Raw genomic sequence first — 15,666 nt, 5'->3', positions numbered from 1 at the left:
GTTTCCGTCAACCCTTCATCATGTTCACGTCTTCGACCGCGATCGAGCCGCGGTTGCGGAAGAAGACGACGAGAATGGCGAGGCCGATCGCCGCTTCAGCCGCTGCGACCGTCAGCACGAACAGCGCGAACACCTGTCCGACGAGATCGCCGAGCGCTGCCGAGAAGGCGACGAAATTGATGTTGACCGCGAGCAGGATCAGCTCGATCGACATCAGGATGACGATGATGTTCCTGCGGTTGAGAAAAATGCCGAACACGCCGAGCGTGAACAGGATCGCCGATACGGTCAGATAATGTGCGATGCCGACGACCATCTCAGATTCCTTCGCCCGTCTTGACCTTGCGGATTTCCATTCCCGTTGCCGGCGTGCGGCCGACCTGGGCTGATATCGACTGCCGCTTGATGCCCGGCTTGTGGCGCAGCGTCAGCACGATGGCGCCGATCATGGCGACCAGCAGCACAAGGCCGGCAATCTGGAAATAATAGAGGTAGTCGGTATAGAGGATGTCGCCGAGCGCTGCCGTGTTCGAGCGCGCGGCAAGGTCTGGAGTGGGTTTTGCAACCGTCGCCGCCAGTTGCGGCGCGAACGTATAGCCGCCAAGCACGACGATCAGCTCAGCCGCCAGGATCAGCCCGACCAGCGCGCCGATCGGCGCGTATTGCAGGGCGCCTTCCTTCATCTCGGCGAAATCGACGTCGAGCATCATGACGACGAACAGGAACAGCACCATGACCGCGCCGACATAGACGACGAGCAGGATCATCGCCAGGAACTCGGCGCCGGTCAGCATGAACAGGCCGGCGGCATTGAAGAAGGTCAGGATCAGGAACAGCACAGAATGCACGGGATTACGCGCCGAAATGACCATGAACGCCGACGCCACCGCGACAAAGGCGAAGAGGTAGAAAAAGGCCGCCTCTAGTCCATTCAGCATGGGTTCCCCCGGGTTCCTGTCCGAACAGGACGTTCGTCCTGTTCGATGTGTGGCTTGGCTCCGCCTCCGGTGCCGAAGCCGCGTGTTCCTTAAACGAGGCCTCTCGCCCCGTCCATGCGTCAAATGTCAGCGGTACGGCGCGTCCAGCGAGATGTTGCGCGCCAGTTCGCGCTCCCAGCGGTCGCCATTGGCCAAGAGCTTGTCCTTGTCGTAATAAAGTTCCTCGCGCGTCTCGGTCGCGAATTCGAAGTTCGGCCCCTCGACGATGGCGTCGACCGGGCAGGCCTCCTGGCAGAAGCCGCAATAGATGCACTTCACCATATCGATGTCGTAGCGCACGGTGCGGCGGGTGCCGTCGTTGCGGCGCGGGCCGGCCTCGATGGTGATGGCCTGCGCCGGACAGATCGCCTCGCACAATTTGCAGGCGATGCAGCGTTCCTCGCCGTTCGGATAGCGGCGCAGCGCATGCTCGCCGCGAAAGCGCGGGCTGATCGGCCCCTTCTCGTGCGGATAGTTGATCGTCTCCTTCGGCGCGAAGAACTGGCGCATCGACAGGAAGAAAGCGCTGACGAAATCCTGCAGCAGCAGGGATTTTGCGGCTTGGGCTAGAGCAGACATCACGCAAACCCCGTGATCTTGAGGAACGCGGCGACGATCACCACCATCGCCAGCGAGATCGGCAGGAAGACCTTCCAGCCTAGCCGCATCAGCTGGTCGTAGCGGTAGCGCGGCACGAAGGCCTTCACCATCGAGATCATGAAGAACACCAGGCAGACCTTCAGCACGAACCAGATCAGCCCCGGCACCCAGGTGAAGGGAGCGAAGTCGAAGGGCGGCAGCCAGCCGCCGAGGAACAGGATGGTGGCCAGCGCGCACATCAGCACGATGGCGACATATTCGCCGAGGAAGAACAGCAGGAACGGCGTCGACGAATATTCGACCATGTGGCCGGCGACGAGTTCCGATTCGGCTTCCACCAGGTCGAAGGGCGGGCGGTTCGTTTCGGCCAGCGCCGAGATGAAGAAGATGACGAACATCGGGAACAGCGACAGCCAATGCCAGTCGAGGAAGGTGTTGGGCAGGCCAACCCTTGTGCCCAGCCCGTCCTGCTGCGACAGCACGATGTCGGACAGGTTGAGCGAGCCGACGCAAAGCAGCACGGTGACGATGACGAAACCGATCGAGACCTCGTAGGACACCATCTGCGCCGCCGAGCGCAGCGCGCCGAGGAACGGATATTTCGAGTTGGACGCCCAGCCGCCCATGATCACGCCATAGACTTCGAGCGAGGAGATGGCGAAGACATAGAGGATGCCGACATTGACGTTGGCGATCGCCCAGCCCTCATTGACCGGGATCACCGCCCAGGCCGAGATCGCCAGAACCGCCGAAACCAAGGGCGCCAGCAGAAAAACGCCCTTGTTGGCGCCGGACGGGATCACCGGCTCCTTGAACACGAACTTCAGAAGGTCGGCGAAAGCCTGCAGCGTGCCCCATGGGCCGACGACGTTCGGGCCGCGGCGCAGCTGCACCGCCGCCCAGATCTTGCGGTCCGCGTACAGGATGTAGGCGACGAAGATCAACAGCACGACGATCAGCACGACCGACTTCAGCAGGATGAGCAGCGCCGGCAGCACGTAGAAGGAGAAGAAGGTGTCCATGCTATTCCGCCGCCTGCTGAAAACCGTTTTTCGCCAGCGCCGAGCATTCCGCCATCACTGCGGAAGCCCGCGCGATCGGGTTGGTCAGGTAGAAATTCTTGACCGGCGAGGTGAAGACGTCCTTGCCCAGCCGCCCGCCGAGCTTCGCCACCTCAGCGATATCGTCGGCATTGCCGGCCGCGACCTGGTCGATGCGGGCAAGATGCGGGTATTCGCCATAGAGCTTTGCGCGCAGCTGCGGCAGCGAATCGAACGACAATCTCTTGCCCAGCACATCCGACAGCGCCCGCAGGATCGCCCAGTCCTCGCGCGCATCGCCCGGCGCGAAGCCGGCGCGGTTGGTCTGCTGCACCCGGCCCTCGGTATTGACGTAGGTGCCCGATTTTTCGGTATAGGCGGCGCCCGGCAGGATGACGTCGGCGCGGTGCGCGCCGTGATCGCCATGCGTGCCGATATAGACGACGAAGCCGCCGTCGCTCCTGGTCATGTCGATCTCGTCAGCGCCGAGCAGGAACAGCACCTCCATATCGCCCAGCATGCCGGCGACGTTCTTGCCGCCCTCGCCCGGCACGAAGCCGACATCGAGACCGCCGACACGCGCCGCCGCAGTGTGCAGCACGGCAAAGCCGTTCCAGTCGGCTCTCGCCGCATTGACCGCCAGGCTGAGCTTCGCCGCCTGGCCGAGCACGGCCGCGCCGTCCGGGCGCGACAGCGCGCCCTGACCGACGATGACAAGCGGATGCGTCGCCTGCTTCAGCACCTGGAAGAATTTGCCGTTGCCGTCGGCCAAATCCTTCAGCGATTCCGGTCCGGCGCCGAGCTGCTCATAGTCGTAGCGCGTATCGCCGACATCGCCGATGACGCCGACCGGCAGGTTGCCGAGCCGCCAGCGCTTGCGGATGCGGGCGTTGAGCAAGGAAGCCTCGAAGCGCGGATTGGCGCCGATGATCAGCACCGCGTCGGCCTGCTCGATGCCCTCGATGGTCGGGTTGAAGAGATAGCTTGCCCGGCCGAGCGACGGATCGAGCGCGGCGCCATCCTGGCGGCAGTCGGTGTTCTTCGAGCCGAGCGAGGCCATCAGCAGCTTCAGCGCATAGATCTCCTCGACGGCGGCGAGATCGCCCGATATGGCGCCGATCTTGTCGGGCGCGGTTCGCGACACCTTATCCTTGATCGCGGAAAAAGCCTCGGCCCAGCTTGCCGGAGCCAGCTTGCCGTTCTTGCGGACATATGGCCGGTCGAGGCGCTGGGTGCGCAAGCCGTCCCAGATGAAGCGGGTCTTGTCGGAAATCCACTCCTCGTTCACCGCCTCGTTGGTGCGCGGCAGGATGCGCATCACCTCGCGGCCTCTGGAATCGACGCGGATCGCCGAGCCGACGGCATCCATGACATCGATGGATTCGGTCTTGGTCAGTTCCCACGGCCGCGCCTGGAAGGCGTAGGGTTTTGAGGTCAGCGCACCGACCGGGCAAAGATCGATGACGTTGCCCTGCAGTTCCGATGTCATCGCGCTTTCGAGATAGGTGGTGATTTCGGCGTCCTCGCCGCGGCCGATCAGGCCGAGCTCGGAAATGCCGGCAATTTCGGTGGTGAAGCGGACGCAGCGCGTGCAATGGATGCAGCGGTTCATGATCGTCTTGACCAGCGGCCCGATATACTTGTCTTCGACCGCCCGCTTGTTCTCGTGATAGCGCGAGGAATCGACGCCGAACGCCATCGCCTGGTCCTGCAGGTCGCACTCGCCGCCCTGGTCGCAGATCGGGCAGTCGAGCGGATGGTTGATCAGCAGGAATTCCATCACGCCTTCCCGGGCCTTCTTGACCATCGGCGTGTTGGTGAAAATTTCCGGCGTTTCGCCATTTGGTCCCGGACGCAGATCGCGCACGCCCATGGCGCAGGACGCCTGCGGCTTGGGCGGCCCGCCCTTCACCTCGATCAGGCACATGCGGCAATTGCCGGCGATCGACAGCCGCTCATGAAAGCAGAAGCGCGGCACTTCGGCGCCGGCGTCCTCGGCTGCCTGCAGCAGCGTGTAGTGGTCGGGTACAGTAATCTCTTTCCCGTCGACCTTGAGCTTTGCCATCAATTGCCCCCGGCGGTCTTCGCCGTCTCATATGCCTGGAACAGGTCTTCAAGGCTGATGCCGTTGATCATCATGCCCGCAACCTGCGCGTTTTCTATCTTCACGTTGCTCATGTTCACGTTGGTGAAATACGCGTTCGAAAGATTGGCGTCTTCCACCTTGGTGTTGCTCAGGTTGGTGCGGTGGATCCTGGCCGCCGACAGGTTGACGTCGTGAAACCGGGTGTTCGACATGTTGACGTCATCGAAACTGGAATTGCTGACGATGGCGTTTCGCACGTCGAGAACATCGCGCCTGTCGTGGACCTCCATCGCGTCGCCTACCTCTCGGCCTTGGCGGCCAGCGCCGCTGCCTGGCCAAGCCAGTTGTCGCGACCGATGCGGCCCTTGAACGACAGATAGTCGTCGACCCAGGCGATCTCTTCCGGCGTCCATGTCGCGATCTGGCCGTAGGTCCAGATGCCCAGGCCGTTCAGCACCTGTTCCAGCTTCGGCCCGATGCCCGATATTGCCTTGAGGTCTGCCGGGTTTTCCGGACGATCCATTGCCTTGGGCTGCTTGAAATCCTCCGGCATCAACCCGGCCGGTGCGGCAGCCGCATCCACCACGCTGCGTGCATCATCCATGCTGTTCGCGGCTATGTCATTCACGTTCCTGGCGAAGGACTGCGCCTCGGCGATCAAGGTTTTTGTCGCCGCGCGCGCCTTGGTCGAGGAGCTTGTCCCAGTCTGCGAAAAGCGTTCTACCCTGGCATCGAAATCGTCGACGATCGGCTGGAAGAGGCGCTGCGAGGTCTCGGCGGCTCCCGAGAGCACGCCCATCCACACCCCAAAGGCATGATTGGCAAGCCCGATGCCGAGCGCCGACATCGCTGCCGCACTCGCGACAGGGTGCGCCAGGAGATTGACGGCGCTGGCCATCTCCTTCGGCATCATCCTGGTCAGGTCCTGGTTCATCTTCTCGAACGGGTCCAAATCTGGCATCAAATGTTTGGGTCTCGAATTCAGCGACATAGGTAGTCTCCTGGTCGTTTCTTCCGTATGCCCCGGCCTCAGATCGGGCTCTTGCCCGTATCTCAAATCGGGCATGTGCCCGCATTCCAATCGGGCACTGGCCCGTATTTCAGATCGGGCTCTTGCCCGTATCTCAGATCGGGCTCTTGCCCGTATCTCAAATCGGACATTCGCCCGTCTTTCAACTCTCGTCTATTCCGCCGCCACCATCACCGGCTCTGCCCGGTGCGCATTGCGCGAAAACTCGTCGATACGCCGCTCAACCTCGCCGCGGAAATGCCGCATCAGGCCCTGGATCGGCCATGACGCCGCATCGCCCAGCGCGCAGATCGTGTGGCCCTCGACCTGTTTGGTCACGTCGAGCAGCATGTCGATCTCGCGCTTCTGCGCCTCGCCGCGCACCAACCGCTCCATCACCCGCCACATCCAGCCGGTGCCTTCGCGGCAGGGCGTGCACTGGCCGCAGCTCTCGTGCTTGTAGAAGTAGGAAAGCCGGGCGATCGCCTTCACGATATCGGTCGATTTGTCCATGACGATGACAGCCGCCGTGCCGAGACCCGATTTCAGGTCGCGCAGCGCATCGAAATCCATCGGCGCGTCGATGATCTGCTCCGCCGGCACCAGCGGCACCGAAGCGCCGCCCGGAATGACCGCCAGCAGATTGTCCCAGCCGCCGCGAATGCCGCCGCAATGCGTCTCGATCAGTTCGCGGAACGGGATCGACATCGCCTCTTCGACGGTGCACGGCGTGTTGACGTGGCCCGAAACGCAGAACAGCTTGGTGCCGACATTGTTGGGCCGGCCGAACGACGAGAACCAGGCCGCGCCGCGGCGCAAAATGGTCGGCGCCACCGCGATCGACTCGACATTGTTGACCGTCGTCGGGCAGCCATAGAGGCCGACATTGGCCGGAAACGGCGGTTTCAGCCGCGGCTGGCCCTTCTTGCCTTCGAGGCTTTCGAGCAGTGCCGTTTCCTCGCCGCAGATATAGGCGCCGGCGCCATGGTGCATGTAGATGTCGAAATCGTATCCGGACGTGTTGTTCTTGCCGATCAGCTTGGCCGCATAGGCCTCGTCGATGGCGCGCTGCAGCGCCTCGCGCTCGCGGATGAACTCGCCGCGCACATAGATGTAGGCGGCGATCGCGCCCATGGCGAAGCCGGCGATCAGGCAGCCTTCGACCAGCGTATGCGGATCGTGGCGCAAGATGTCGCGGTCCTTGCATGTGCCGGGCTCGGATTCGTCGGCATTGACGACGAGATAGCTCGGCCGGCCGTCGCTCTGCTTGGGCATGAACGACCACTTCAACCCGGTCGGGAAGCCGGCGCCGCCGCGGCCGCGCAGGCCTGATGCCTTCATCTCGTTGACGATCCAGTCGCGCCCCTTGGCAATGATGCCGGGCGTGTTGTCCCAGGCGCCGCGCGCCATCGCACCGGCCAGCGACTTGTCGAAGCGGCCGTAGATGTTGTTGAAGATGCGGTCTCTGTCCTGAAGCATTGTTCGTCCCTCAGACCGGTTTCTTGCCGAAGACGCGGATATATTCGGCGACCCCGCCCTTGGCCAGCGCCTTGGCCTGCTTGACCCAATCTTCGCGCTCGATGCGGCCGTGGAAACTGAGATAGCCATCGACCCACTCGCGCTCGGCCTTCTTCCATGACGCGACTTGCGCGTAGGTGAAGATACCAAGCGAATGCAGGATGCCTTCGATCTTCGGGCCGACGCCCGAGATCAGCTTGAGATCGTCGACCAGTGCCGGCCTCGCGATGCCGGCCGGACGGTTCTTGTCCTCGAGCGAAGGCTTGCCCGTCTTGGCACTGGTCGGCTTGGCATTGGTCGTCTTCGCGGCGGCCGTCTTGCCGGCAGCGCCGAGCTGCGTGCCCTTGGCTTCCGGCGCCTTGAAAGCAGCCGCTGGCTCAGCCTTGACTATCGGACCGCTGCGCTGTTTCAAAACCTTTTCGACTTCCGGCGCGGCCTTGTTGGCGTTGGCCGCCGAATGCCGCGGTGCTCTGACGCTCGCCGCCTTTTCCGTCTCCGGTGCGACCTTTGCCGGAGAAGGCGTCTCCAGCGCCGGGCTGGTTTCGGGCGCATCGGTCTTCGGCTTGCTGGCCTTCGACGGCGCAACGGGGCCGGCCGATGCCTGGGCCGGAGCCGCTGGCGCCGCGACAATTGCCGCTGGCGCGGGCTCCCTGGCGGCCTTGGCGGCCGCCTTGGCGTCCCTGTCGCGGGTCGACTTCAGGATTGCCTTTTCGCTCTTCAGCGTCGTCAGGCCGGTGATCGGCTCGGAGGTGATGCGGCCGTTCTGCGGCCCAGGCGTCACCGAAGCGCCCTTGCCGGCATCATAGAGGTCGATGATCTCGGCAAGCCGCTCCGGCGTCAGATCCTCGAACGTATCCTTGAAAATCATCACCATCGGCGCGTTGACGCAGGCGCCAAGGCATTCGACCTCTTCCCACGACAGCGTGCCCTTGTCGTTGGTGTGGAACTGGTCGTGATGGATTTTCGAGCGGCACACATCCATCAGCGCTTCCGAGCCGCGCAGCATGCAGGGCGTGGTGCCACAGACCTGGATATGCGCGCGGGTGCCGACCGGGTTGAGCTGGTACTGCGTGTAGAAGGTCGCGACTTCGAGCCCCCTGATGTAGGGCATATCGAGCATGTCGGAGATCGTCTCGATCGCCGCCTTGGTCACCCAGCCTTCCTGCTCCTGCGCCAGCATCAGCAACGGGATGATCGCCGACTGCTCGCGGCCCTTCGGATATTTCTTGATCCATTGCTTCGCCGCTGCCGCATTCGCCCGGTTGAAGGCGAAGGAGGCTGGCTGGAGGCTGGCTTCTGCGAGACGGCGGACTGACATCTAGCGATCGACCTCACCAAACATGTATAGGCTCGTCATCTTGCTGCAGCCTCCTTACAAAGTTTCGCCGTACCGTCGAAACAATGGAAAGTCGGCGAATTTGTCATGACAGGCGGGCAAATGCCGGACTTGCCATTCAATCGAGCGACTAGCCGCACGAGCCCTGCTTTGCCGGAAGCGGCTGCTGATACTTCCGCCTTAGAGAAACTCGCGCCATCCGGCGCTGCGACGCTACACTCGCACGTATCTCTCTTGAAATAGAAAGCATCGACATCAGCAGATTCAGCTGTCGCACTTTCTTGCATACCAAGCGTGACGTAGCTCAGCTTGAAGTGCTGCTTCACAAGATCGGACGCATCGATAGACGCCCCGCACTCGAATGCATGTGCAGGGTGCAATGCGACAGCAGTGAAGATCAACATTGAGCTCAGAAGGCGAATCACCGATCCACCTCCCCGAAAACAATATCGAGGGAGCCGAGAACGGCGGTGACGTCGGCCAGCATGTGGCCGCGGCACAAAAAGTCCATGGCCTGCAAATGCGCGAAGCCGGGCGCGCGCAGCTTGCAGCGATAGGGTTTGTTGGTGCCGTCCGAGACCAGATAGACGCCGAACTCGCCTTTTGGGGCTTCGACCGCCGCATAGACTTCGCCGGCCGGCACGCGATAGCCTTCGGTGTAGAGCTTGAAGTGATGGATCAGCGCCTCCATCGAGCGCTTCATCGCCGCGCGCTTCGGCGGCACCACCTTGCCGTCGAGGTTCGACACCGGCCCGCTGCCTTCCTTGCCGAGCAGCAGGTCGACACACTGGCGCATAATCTTGGCCGACTGGCGCATCTCTTCCATGCGCACGAGATAACGGTCGTAGCAGTCGCCGTTCTTGCCGATCGGAATGTCGAAATCCATCTCGGCATAGCATTCATAGGGCTGCGACTTGCGCAGATCCCAGGCGACGCCGGATCCACGCACCATGACGCCCGAAAAACCCCAGGCCCAGGCATCGGCCAGCGAGACGATGCCGATGTCGACATTACGCTGCTTGAAGATGCGGTTGCCGGTGAGCAGTGCGTCGAGATCGTCGAGCGATTTCAGGAACGGGTCGATCCAGGTGCCGATATCCTCGACCAGCTGCTGCGGCAGGTCCTGGTGGACGCCGCCGGGCCGGAAATAGGCTGCATGCATGCGCGAGCCGCTGGCCCGCTCATAGAACACCATCAGTTTTTCGCGCTCGACAAAACCCCACAGCGGCGGCGTCAGCGCGCCGACATCCATTGCCTGCGTCGTCACATTGAGAATGTGCGACATGATGCGGCCGATTTCGCAATAGAGCACGCGGATCAATTGGCCGCGCTTCGGCACCTCGATGCCGAGCAGCCGCTCGGCGGCCAGCGCGAAGGCATGCTCCTGATTCATCGGCGCGCAATAGTCGAGCCGGTCGAGATAGGGCACGGCCTGCAGATAGGTCTTGGCTTCGATCAGCTTTTCAGTGCCGCGATGCAACAGTCCGATATGCGGATCGACGCGATCGACGACTTCGCCGTCCAACTCAAGAACCAGCCTCAAAACACCATGCGCTGCAGGGTGTTGAGGTCCAAAGTTGATGTTAAAATTACGGACGGAGGTTTCAGCCATTCTGGCGTCTCAATTCGTCTTGGCTTTCTCGTCGCCCGGCAGAACGTAGTCCGTCCCTTCCCATGGCGAGAGAAAATCGAAATTGCGGAATTCCTGTTTCAATTCCACCGGCTCGTAGATGACGCGCTTGGCTTCGTCGTCGTAGCGCACCTCGACGAAACCGGTCAGCGGGAAATCCTTGCGCAGCGGATGGCCTTCGAAGCCGTAGTCGGTCAGGATCCTGCGCAAATCGGGGTGGCCCGAGAACAGCACGCCGTAGAGATCGTAGGTTTCGCGCTCGAACCAGTCGGCGCCCGGAAACACACCGGTGATAGACGGCACCACCGTCTCCTCGTCGGCCTGCACCTTGATACGGATGCGAATATTCTGCTTCGGCGACAGCAGGTGATAGACGACGTCGAAGCGCTTGGCCCGCGATGGATAATCGGCGCCGCAGACGTCGATGATCGAGATGAACTGGCATTTTGGATCGTCGCGCAGGAAGCTCACCACCTCGATCAGATCGTGCGGCTCGAGCGAGATGGTGAGTTCGCCATAGGCAAGCACCGCATCGCCGATCCGGCCGCTCAGCTTCTCGCCGAGATAGGTCGAGAGTTCATTCAGGCTCATCATCGCGCTCACCGCTCGATCGTGCCGGTGCGGCGGATCTTCTTTTGCAACAGAAGGATGCCGTAGAGCAGCGCTTCCGCACTCGGCGGACAGCCGGGCACATAGATGTCGACCGGCACGACGCGATCGCAGCCGCGCACCACCGAATAGGAATAGTGGTAGTAGCCGCCGCCATTGGCGCAGGAGCCCATCGAGATGACGTAGCGCGGCTCCGGCATCTGGTCGTAGACCTTGCGCAGCGCCGGCGCCATCTTGTTGGTCAGCGTGCCGGCGACGATCATGATGTCGGACTGGCGCGGCGAGGCGCGCGGCGCAACGCCGAACCTCTCCGAGTCATAGCGGGGCATCGAGGTGTGGATCATCTCGACCGCACAGCAGGCAAGACCGAAGGTCATGAACATCAGCGAGCCGCTGCGCGCCCAGGTGATCAGCGCCTCGGTCGAGGTGACGAGAAAGCCCTTGTCGGCAAGCTCGTCGTTGATCTCGAGGAAGAAGGGATCATTCGCCCCCACCGGCTTTCCGGTGCTGGGGTCGAGAATGCCTTTTGGCTTCGGCGCGACGAGCGTGCCGGAATTGTCGCTCAATCCCATTCCAGCGCTCCTTTCTTCCATTCATAGGCAAAGCCGATGGTCAGCACCGCCAAAAACACCATCATCGACCAGAAACCGAGCATGCCGATCTGGCTGAAAGACACTGCCCACGGAAACAGGAAGGCCACTTCCAAATCGAAGATGATGAACAGGATCGACACCAGGTAGAAGCGGATGTCGAACTTCATGCGGGCATCGTCAAAGGAGTTGAAGCCGCATTCATAGGCGGAAAGCTTTTCCGGATCGGGATTGCGGTAGGCCACCAGAAAGGGTGCGGCAAGCAGCGCCAGGCCGACGACCAGCGCCACGCCGATGAACAGGACGATGGGCAGGTACGAACTCAACAATGCGTTCATGCTGCAGCTTTCCGTTGGCGGCCAATCCACTCTGATTACAGCACCGGACCCACTTGCGGAAGCGTGACAGTTTAACCACTGAACCGTTTTAGGGGGCTCTATGCTGCAACGCGGCGAGGGTTAGCGCAGGGCTTTCGGCGAAGCAAGTCAAACCTTGTTCAAAACACGGTGCTCGACGGCATATGCGGATAAACTGGTCCAATCCGCTCCTGTTTGATTTCCTTCGCTTTTTACTCCACTTTTCTCTCCTGACATAGATGCCGCCGGAACCCTGCTAGCATGGTGTGGAATCATCTCTCCCACCTTTGGTCGAACGCCGACAGAGTGCCGTCTGCATGAAGGAAAAAATCTCGCTCGCCATGGCCCGGCGCATCGCGCTTGCCGCACAGGGGTTTGCCGATCCTCGCCCTAACGGCACGCCCGATCGCCGCCATCTGGCCCGTGTGCTTGGCCGGACCGGTCTGCTGCAGATCGATTCCGTCAGCGCGGTGGTGCGTGCCCATTATATGCCGCTCTATTCGCGGCTTGGCCCCTACCCGCTCGCCCTGCTCGACAACGCCGCCGTGACGCGCAAGCGCAAAGTCTTCGAATATTGGGCGCACGAAGCCTCCTTTCTGCCGGTCGAAACCTATCCGCTGATGCGCTGGCGCATGGAACGGGCCGAACGTGGCGAGGAAATGTATAACGGGCTGGCCAAGTGGGGCCGCGAGCGCACCGCCTACATTGAAGACATCTTTCGCGAGGTCGTCGAACGCGGCCCGATCGCCGCTTCCGCCCTGGAAGGCCAGAAAGGCTCTGGCGGCTGGTGGGGCTGGAGCGACGCCAAGCACGCTTTCGAATGGCTGTTCTGGGCCGGCCGCATCACCACGGCGTCACGTCGTGGCTTCGAGCGGCTTTATGATCTGCCGCAGCGCGTGCTGCCGCCGGAAATACTTGCCCTGCCGGTGCCCTCGCCTGAGGATGCGCACCGCGAATTGCTGCGCATCTCCGCCCGCGCCCACGGCGTCGCGACAGCAGGCGACCTGCGCGACTATTTTCGTCTCTCTCCCGCTGACATCAAAGGCCGCATCGAGGAACTGGTCGACGCCGGCGACCTCTTGCCGGTGACCGTCGAAGGCTGGAGCAAGCCAGCCTATCTTCACAGGGATGCCCGTTTTCCGCGCAAGATCGAGGCGCGCGCCTTGCTCGCTCCGTTCGACCCGGTTGTCTTCGAACGGACGCGCACGGAACGGCTGTTCGACTTCCGCTATCGCATCGAGATCTACACCCCTGCCGAAAAGCGCCAGTACGGCTATTATGTGCTGCCGTTCCTGCTCGGCGAAAAGATCGTGGCGCGCATCGACCTTAAGGCCGACCGCCCCGCCGGCGTGCTGCGCGTCCATGCCGCCTATGCCGAGCCCGGCGCGCCGCCGCAAACCGCCGCCGAGCTTTTTGAGGAATTGCAGCTGATGCAGAGTTGGCTCGGGCTTGAGCGCATCGAGGTGACGCCCGCGGGTGATTTGGGTTCGGCTCTCGCCGACATTGCCGCGTCGTAGACGTGCGTTGACACGACTGCCTCCACAAGCCTAAATCCGGTTCAGACGGTCTCCTCTCGGCAAAGGGAGGAGCCAAGAGGGAATGCGGTGCGAAATCTCGATTTCAAATCCGCGGCTGTCCCCGCAACTGTAAGCGACGAGCCAAGGCCGATAACCACTGGGAAAATCCCGGGAAGGCGGCACCAAGGCGATGACCCGCGAGCCAGGAGACCTGCCGTCTAGGACATAAAAATCCGATCGCCTGGCGGGTTTTCCGGGCAAGGAGCCTGATTTGGAACGCGACAGCAGTTTTTCGGCTGAGACAGCGGGCGTATTGTCCGGCGATGATGATGCTCTGGCCGACGTCACCGTGATCGTCTGCGCCTCCTGCCGTGACGAGACCGGCTCCGACGGCCATCCTCGCGCCGGCGAATTGTTGGCCGAAGACACGCGCCGCGCCGCCTCTGGCGAAAATATCCGTATCCGCAGCGTCGAATGCCTCGGCAACTGCAAGCGCCGCCTCAGCGCCGCTATCCTGCGCGACGGCTGCTGGAGCTATGTCTTCGGCGACCTGACCGCGACCAGCGGCGCCGATCTCATCACCGGCGCAAAACTCTTCGCCACCTCGACCGACGGCCTCATCCCATGGCGCGGCCGCCCCGATTGTCTGAAGCGCGGCCTCGTTGCCCGCATCCCACCCCTCGACCTTTTGAAGGACCAGATATGACCACTTCCGTCTCCCGCGTGCCCTGCACCGTCGTCACCGGCTTCCTCGGCGCCGGCAAGACGACGCTGATCCGCCATCTGCTCGAAAACGCCGGCGGCAAGCGGCTGGCCATCATCGTCAACGAGTTCGGCGACATCGGCATCGATGGCGAGATTCTTAAGGGATGCGGCATCGACACCTGCCCTGAGGAAAACATCGTCGAACTGGCCAATGGCTGCATCTGCTGCACCGTCGCCGACGATTTCGTCCCGGCGCTCGACCAGATCCTGTCGCTGACGCCCAGGGTCGACCATATCCTGATCGAAACCTCCGGGCTGGCGCTGCCCAAGCCGCTGGTCCAGGCCTTCCAGTGGCCGACGGTGAAGAGCCGGGTGACGGTCGACGGCGTCATTGCCGTGGTCGACGGACCGGCGCTGGCCGAAGGCCGCGTTGCCAACGACATGGACGCCCTGAAGGCGCAGCGCGCGCAGGACGAGACGCTCGACCACGACGATCCGGTCGAGGAGGTGTTCGAGGACCAGCTCGCCTGCGCCGACCTGATCATATTGTCGAAGAGCGACCTGATGGACGCCGCCGGCTCGGCCCGCGCCAATGCCGTCATCGGCAAGCACGCCGCCCGCGCGGTGAAGATCGTGCCGACCTCGCAGGGCAAGGTCGATCCCTCCGTGCTGCTCGGCCTCGGCCTTGCCGTCGAGGACGACATCGAGAACCGCAAGACCCACCACGACGACGAGCTCGATCACGAGCATGACGATTTCGACTCGTTCGTCATCGATATTCCGTCGATCGCCAATCCCGACGAGCTGGCTTTGCGTGTCGCCACGGCGGCGGAGGAAGAAAACGTGCTGCGCGTAAAAGGCTTCGTCGAGGTCGGCGGCAAGCCGATGCGGCTGTTGCTGCAGGCAGTCGGGCCGCGAGTCAACCACTATTACGACCGCGCCTGGACTGCCGACGACGACCGCCGCTCGCGCCTCGTCGTCATCGGCCTGAAAGGACTGAACCGCCCGGCCATCGAGCGTATTCTCGCCGGCTGACCTCAGGCACCAGCCGCGATGCACATCCTCACCACGACATCCGCCTCGCTCGACGATCTTGCCGAGCCTGTCGATCTCAGGCAGACGCCTGCGGATGTCGTGGCGCTGTCCTTCACCGACAGCGATCTGGCCGGGCTGGCGGCGGCATGGAAAGCGGACGCGGATCGGCTGCCGTCGATGCGGCTGGCTGCCTTGCGCGATCTGCGCCATCCGATGTCTGTCGACCTCTGGATCGACAGCGTCGCCCGGCACGCCAGGGTTGTTCTGGTTCGCATCCTCGGCGGCTACGACTGGTGGCGCTACGGCTGCGACCAACTCGCCTCGACCGCCCGCGCGCACGGCATAAAACTGGCGCTGCTGCCCGGCGAATGCCGCGACGAGGATTTGCGGCTGATCGAAAGCTCGACGCTGCCGCGCCAGGAGCTCGACGGCCTGCTCGGCTATTTTCGCGAAGGCGGCCCGGAGAATATGACGGCGCTGGTGCAGAGACTAGCAAGTCTCGCCGGATCAGATGTGGCGGTCGCGGAGCCGGTTGTCGTGCCGAAGGCGGGATTTTATGAGCCGGGACGCGGCGTCGTAGAGAGGCGGGACCTTTCGAATGTCAGCGTTCGGGCACACCCCCCTCTGTCCTACCGGACATCTCCCCCGCAAGGGGGGA

The 15,666-nt window shown here is 62.7% G+C and carries 17 protein-coding genes, 1 pseudogene and 1 riboswitch; of the genes and pseudogenes, 4 read left to right on the top strand and 14 right to left on the bottom strand.

The window, feature by feature from the left end:
- Positions 1-7: 7 nt before the first annotated feature.
- From nuoK to AC0L2A_RS03545, 14 genes are all read right to left on the bottom strand, one after another.
- The gene (nuoK, locus tag AC0L2A_RS03610) at positions 8-316 is read right to left on the bottom strand and encodes an NADH-quinone oxidoreductase subunit NuoK (protein ID WP_023798863.1); all 309 of its coding nucleotides are present in this window, start codon (positions 314-316) and stop codon (positions 8-10) included.
- Position 317: 1 nt separating this feature from the next.
- Positions 318-938, bottom strand: coding sequence for an NADH-quinone oxidoreductase subunit J (locus AC0L2A_RS03605; protein WP_473607551.1), 621 nt, complete (start codon positions 936-938; stop codon positions 318-320).
- A 126-nt stretch (positions 939-1,064) separates the two neighbouring features.
- Complete coding sequence (gene nuoI / locus AC0L2A_RS03600; RefSeq protein WP_473607550.1) at positions 1,065-1,556, bottom strand: NADH-quinone oxidoreductase subunit NuoI; 492 nt, start codon at positions 1,554-1,556, stop codon at positions 1,065-1,067.
- Positions 1,556-2,599, bottom strand: coding sequence for an NADH-quinone oxidoreductase subunit NuoH (nuoH, locus tag AC0L2A_RS03595; protein WP_023798860.1), 1,044 nt, complete (start codon positions 2,597-2,599; stop codon positions 1,556-1,558). The genes nuoI and nuoH overlap by 1 nt, the downstream gene beginning before the upstream one ends.
- 1 nt (position 2,600) lies before the next feature.
- Entirely contained in the window at positions 2,601-4,682 is a 2,082-nt protein-coding gene (nuoG, locus tag AC0L2A_RS03590; protein WP_473607548.1) for an NADH-quinone oxidoreductase subunit NuoG, read from the bottom strand.
- Positions 4,682-4,993, bottom strand: a complete 312-nt coding sequence (locus AC0L2A_RS03585; RefSeq protein WP_128180400.1) for a pentapeptide repeat-containing protein — start codon at positions 4,991-4,993, stop codon at positions 4,682-4,684. Before AC0L2A_RS03585 ends, nuoG begins: the two co-directional genes overlap by 1 nt.
- Before the next feature lie 8 nt (positions 4,994-5,001).
- Positions 5,002-5,694 (bottom strand): NADH-ubiquinone dehydrogenase, encoded by a 693-nt coding sequence (locus AC0L2A_RS03580; RefSeq protein WP_473607547.1) that lies wholly within the window; start codon positions 5,692-5,694, stop codon positions 5,002-5,004.
- A 192-nt stretch (positions 5,695-5,886) separates the two neighbouring features.
- A complete protein-coding gene (gene nuoF, locus AC0L2A_RS03575) occupies positions 5,887-7,191 on the bottom strand; it encodes an NADH-quinone oxidoreductase subunit NuoF (RefSeq protein WP_473607546.1) in 1,305 nt (434 codons plus the stop codon).
- 10 nt (positions 7,192-7,201) lie between these two features.
- Entirely contained in the window at positions 7,202-8,548 is a 1,347-nt protein-coding gene (locus AC0L2A_RS03570) for an NADH-quinone oxidoreductase subunit E (RefSeq protein ID WP_473607544.1), read from the bottom strand.
- A gap of 35 nt (positions 8,549-8,583) precedes the next feature.
- Positions 8,584-8,991 carry a hypothetical protein gene (locus tag AC0L2A_RS03565; RefSeq protein ID WP_473607543.1) on the bottom strand — a complete coding sequence of 136 codons (408 nt, stop codon included), beginning with the start codon at positions 8,989-8,991 and terminating at the stop codon, positions 8,584-8,586.
- Positions 8,988-10,178: an NADH-quinone oxidoreductase subunit D gene (locus AC0L2A_RS03560; protein ID WP_027156090.1), complete on the bottom strand. Its 1,191-nt coding sequence runs from the start codon at positions 10,176-10,178 to the stop codon at positions 8,988-8,990. Before AC0L2A_RS03560 ends, AC0L2A_RS03565 begins: the two co-directional genes overlap by 4 nt.
- A 9-nt stretch (positions 10,179-10,187) precedes the next feature.
- Positions 10,188-10,787 carry an NADH-quinone oxidoreductase subunit C gene (locus tag AC0L2A_RS03555; protein WP_287252453.1) on the bottom strand — a complete coding sequence of 200 codons (600 nt, stop codon included), beginning with the start codon at positions 10,785-10,787 and terminating at the stop codon, positions 10,188-10,190.
- Between the two features lie 8 nt (positions 10,788-10,795).
- Positions 10,796-11,377, bottom strand: a complete 582-nt coding sequence (locus AC0L2A_RS03550) for a NuoB/complex I 20 kDa subunit family protein (protein ID WP_023798851.1) — start codon at positions 11,375-11,377, stop codon at positions 10,796-10,798.
- Positions 11,368-11,733, bottom strand: a complete 366-nt coding sequence (locus tag AC0L2A_RS03545; RefSeq protein WP_023798850.1) for an NADH-quinone oxidoreductase subunit A — start codon at positions 11,731-11,733, stop codon at positions 11,368-11,370. The genes AC0L2A_RS03550 and AC0L2A_RS03545 overlap by 10 nt, the downstream gene beginning before the upstream one ends.
- A 335-nt stretch (positions 11,734-12,068) precedes the next feature.
- Between AC0L2A_RS03545 and AC0L2A_RS03540 the strand changes: the two genes are divergently transcribed.
- The 4 genes and pseudogenes from AC0L2A_RS03540 to AC0L2A_RS03525 form a co-directional block, all read left to right on the top strand.
- Complete coding sequence (locus AC0L2A_RS03540; protein ID WP_473607542.1) at positions 12,069-13,268, top strand: winged helix-turn-helix domain-containing protein; 1,200 nt, start codon at positions 12,069-12,071, stop codon at positions 13,266-13,268.
- Positions 13,269-13,297: 29 nt separating this feature from the next.
- A riboswitch (cobalamin riboswitch) is annotated at positions 13,298-13,501 on the top strand.
- 38 nt (positions 13,502-13,539) lie between these two features.
- Positions 13,540-13,974 carry a DUF1636 family protein gene (locus AC0L2A_RS03535; RefSeq protein WP_287056179.1) on the top strand — a complete coding sequence of 145 codons (435 nt, stop codon included), beginning with the start codon at positions 13,540-13,542 and terminating at the stop codon, positions 13,972-13,974.
- Positions 13,971-15,008 (top strand): cobalamin biosynthesis protein CobW, encoded by a 1,038-nt coding sequence (gene cobW / locus AC0L2A_RS03530; RefSeq protein WP_473607540.1) that lies wholly within the window; start codon positions 13,971-13,973, stop codon positions 15,006-15,008. Before AC0L2A_RS03535 ends, cobW begins: the two co-directional genes overlap by 4 nt.
- Positions 15,009-15,026: 18 nt before the next feature.
- Positions 15,027-15,666, top strand: a pseudogene (locus AC0L2A_RS03525) (cobaltochelatase subunit CobN); the annotation flags it as partial.

Source organism: Mesorhizobium sp. WSM4844 (assembly GCF_055811775.1).
This window is presented reverse-complemented; position numbering and strand designations above follow the sequence as displayed.